The organism is Hansschlegelia beijingensis (assembly GCF_045505405.1).
In the GTDB taxonomy this organism is placed as follows: domain Bacteria; phylum Pseudomonadota; class Alphaproteobacteria; order Rhizobiales; family Methylopilaceae; genus Methylopila; species Methylopila beijingensis_A.
Map to the genome: position 1 here is coordinate 1 of NZ_JBJKEX010000368.1, position 2,997 is coordinate 2,997.

Genomic DNA, 2,997 nt, shown 5'->3' on the forward strand with positions numbered 1-2,997 from the left:
GCCGCGCCGGAGGCGGCGATCGCCGCGTTCGAGCGCGCTTTCGACGATCTCGAGTGGGAGCTTGCGGCGTGAACGCGGCCCCGCCCACCGATCGGCCGCGCAGCGGCGCCGGCTCCCCCGAGGCCGTGCTCAACACGCTGCCGCATCCGGTGCTGTGCGTCCGCGAGGACGGCCGCATCATGGATGTGAACGTCTCGGCGGAGGCGTTCTTCGAGCTCAGCGCGATCGTGCTGCGCCGCCACGACCTCAAGGAACTGGTGCCGTTCGGCTCCCCGCTGATCGCGCTGCTCGAGCAGGCGCTCGAGCGCAACGCCCCGGTCAACGAATACCGCGTCGACCTCGGCATGCCGCGCACCGGCGGCGAGCGCATCGTCGACCTGCATGTCGCGCCGCTCGCGGAGCGCCCCGGCACGCTGGTGGTGGTGCTGCAGGAGCGCACCATCGCGGACAAGATGGACCGCCAGCTCACCCATCGCGGCGCGGCGCGCTCGGTCACCGCGCTCGCCGCCATGCTGGCGCACGAGATCAAGAACCCGCTGTCCGGCATCCGCGGCGCGGCGCAGCTTCTGGAGCAGTCGGCGAGCGACGAGGATCGGGCGCTCACCCGCCTGATCTGCGACGAGGCCGACCGCATCGTGAAGCTCGTCGACCGCATGGAGGTGTTCTCCGACGAGCGGCCGATCGAGCGCGAGGCGGTCAACATCCACGCCGTGCTCGAGCATGTGAAGCGGCTCGCGCTGTCGGGCTTCGGGCGCAACGTGCGGATCGTCGAGGAGTACGACCCCTCGCTGCCGCCGGTGCTGGCCAACCGCGACCAGCTCATCCAGGTGTTCCTGAACCTGGTGAAGAACGCCGCCGAAGCCATTGGGGACGCAGCGGATGGCGAGATCCATCTGTCGACCTCGTTCCGCCCCGGCGTGCGGCTCAGCGTGCCCGGCTCCTCGACCAAGGTGAGCCTGCCGCTGCAGTTCACCGTCCGCGACAACGGCCCCGGCGTGCCGGAAGACCTGATGCCGCACCTGTTCGATCCGTTCGTGACGACGAAGCCGACCGGCTCGGGCCTCGGCCTCGCGCTGGTCGCCAAGATCGTCGGCAATCACGGCGGCATCATCGAATGCGAATCCCAGCCGCGGCGCACCCTGTTCCGCGTGCTGATGCCGATGTTCGTCGGCGGCGACGTCCAGCATCCAAGGAGTTAAGCCGGTCATGCCGCAAGGCAGCATCCTCGTCGCAGACGACGACGCCGCGATCCGCACGGTGCTGAACCAGGCCCTCAGCCGGGCCGGCTATGAGGTTCGCTCCACCGGCAACGCCGCCACCCTGTGGCGCTGGGTCAGCCAGGGCGACGGCGACCTGGTCATCACCGACGTGGTGATGCCGGACGAGAACGCCTTCGACATGCTCCCGCGCATCAAGAAGGCGCGGCCGGAGCTGCCGGTCGTGGTGATGAGCGCCCAGAACACCTTCATGACGGCGATCCGCGCCTCCGAGAAGGGCGCCTACGAATATCTGCCGAAGCCGTTCGACCTGAAGGAGCTGATCGCGATCGTCGGGCGCGCGCTGACGGAGCCGCGCAGCCGCGCCAAGCGCGCCGACGACATCGAGACCGACGAGATCCCGCTGGTCGGCCGCTCGCCCGCCATGCAGGACATCTACCGCGTGCTGGCGCGGCTGATGCAGACCGACCTCACCGTGATGATCTCGGGCGAGAGCGGCACCGGCAAGGAGCTGGTGGCCCGCGCGCTGCACGACTATGGCAAGCGGCGCTCCGGCCCGTTCGTCGCGATCAACATGGCCGCGATCCCGCGCGACCTGATCGAGGCCGAGCTGTTCGGCCACGAGAAGGGCGCCTTCACGGGCGCGCAGGCGCGCTCCTCGGGACGCTTCGAGCAGGCCGAGGGCGGCACGCTGTTCCTGGACGAGATCGGCGACATGCCGATGGAGGCCCAGACCAGGCTGCTGCGCGTGCTCCAGCAGGGCGAGTACACCACCGTCGGCGGCCGCACCGCGATCAAGACCGACGTGCGCATCGTCGCCGCCACCAACAAGGACCTGCGCCTGCTGATCCAGCAGGGCCTGTTCCGCGAGGACCTGTTCTTCCGCCTGAACGTGGTGCCGATCCGGCTGCCGCCGCTGCGCGAGCGCGCCGAGGACGTGCCGGACCTCGTGCGCCACTTCTTCGCGCTCGCGCTGCGCGAGGGCCTGCCGGCGAAGCAGATCGACGCCGCGGCGCTCGACCGGCTGAAGCGCTATCGCTGGCCCGGCAACATCCGCGAGCTCGAGAACCTGATCCGCCGGCTGGCCGCGCTCTATCCGCAGGAGATGATCGGCGCCTCGATCATCGACGCCGAGCTCTCGCAGCCCGCCACCAACAGCCTCGGCGAGGACGGCGCGGCGGCCGAGACGCTCGGGGGCTCGGTCGAGCGGCACCTGACGAGCTATTTCTCGGACTTCGGCGAAAACCTGCCGCCGCCCGGCCTCTATCATCGCGTCCTGCGCGAGGTGGAGTATCCGCTGATCTCGGCGGCGCTCGCCGCGACGCGCGGCAACCAGATCAAGGCCGCGGAGCTGCTCGGCGTGAACCGCAACACGCTGCGCAAGAAGATCCGCGATCTCGACGTCCAGGTGGTGCGGCTGACGCGCTGAGCGCCCGCGACGGGCTCAGTCCGCGGAGAGCCGCGCCGCCATGTCGGACGCGGTCTTGAGGTGACGCTGCGACACCGGGACGGCGGCGCCGTTGCTGAGCAGCAGGCGCGCCGTCCTGCCGGTGCGCTGGAAGCCCTCGACGGCGTCGTTCGCGACCCACCATGAGCGATGCACCTGGCTTCCGCGAACGGGCGCCGTCTCCGCCACCGCGTCGCCGAGCCGCATCAGGACCAGCGCGGAGCCGCGGTCGGTGTGGACCCGCACGTAATGATCTTCCATTTCGAGGCAGAGCAGGCGGCCCCGAAGCGGCGGCGCGAGCCGCGCCATGAGCCGGCCCTCGGGCTGCGCCGC

3 protein-coding genes are annotated in these 2,997 nt (G+C 70.5%); 2 read left to right on the plus strand and 1 reads right to left on the minus strand.

What is annotated here, in order from left to right; genetic code table 11:
• Nucleotides 1–68: 68 nt before the first annotated feature.
• Nucleotides 69–1,199, plus strand: a complete 1,131-nt coding sequence (locus tag ACIKT0_RS16100; protein WP_407106373.1) for a two-component system sensor histidine kinase NtrB — start codon at nt 69–71, stop codon at nt 1,197–1,199.
• Between the two features lie 7 nt (nt 1,200–1,206).
• Nucleotides 1,207–2,646, plus strand: a complete 1,440-nt coding sequence (gene ntrC, locus ACIKT0_RS16105; RefSeq protein ID WP_183396284.1) for a nitrogen regulation protein NR(I) — start codon at nt 1,207–1,209, stop codon at nt 2,644–2,646.
• A 15-nt stretch (nt 2,647–2,661) separates the two neighbouring features.
• On the opposite strand, the gene ACIKT0_RS16110 is transcribed toward ntrC, so the two are convergent.
• The coding region (locus ACIKT0_RS16110; RefSeq protein WP_407106375.1) for a LytTR family DNA-binding domain-containing protein at nt 2,662–2,997 on the minus strand (336 nt) is incomplete at its 5' end.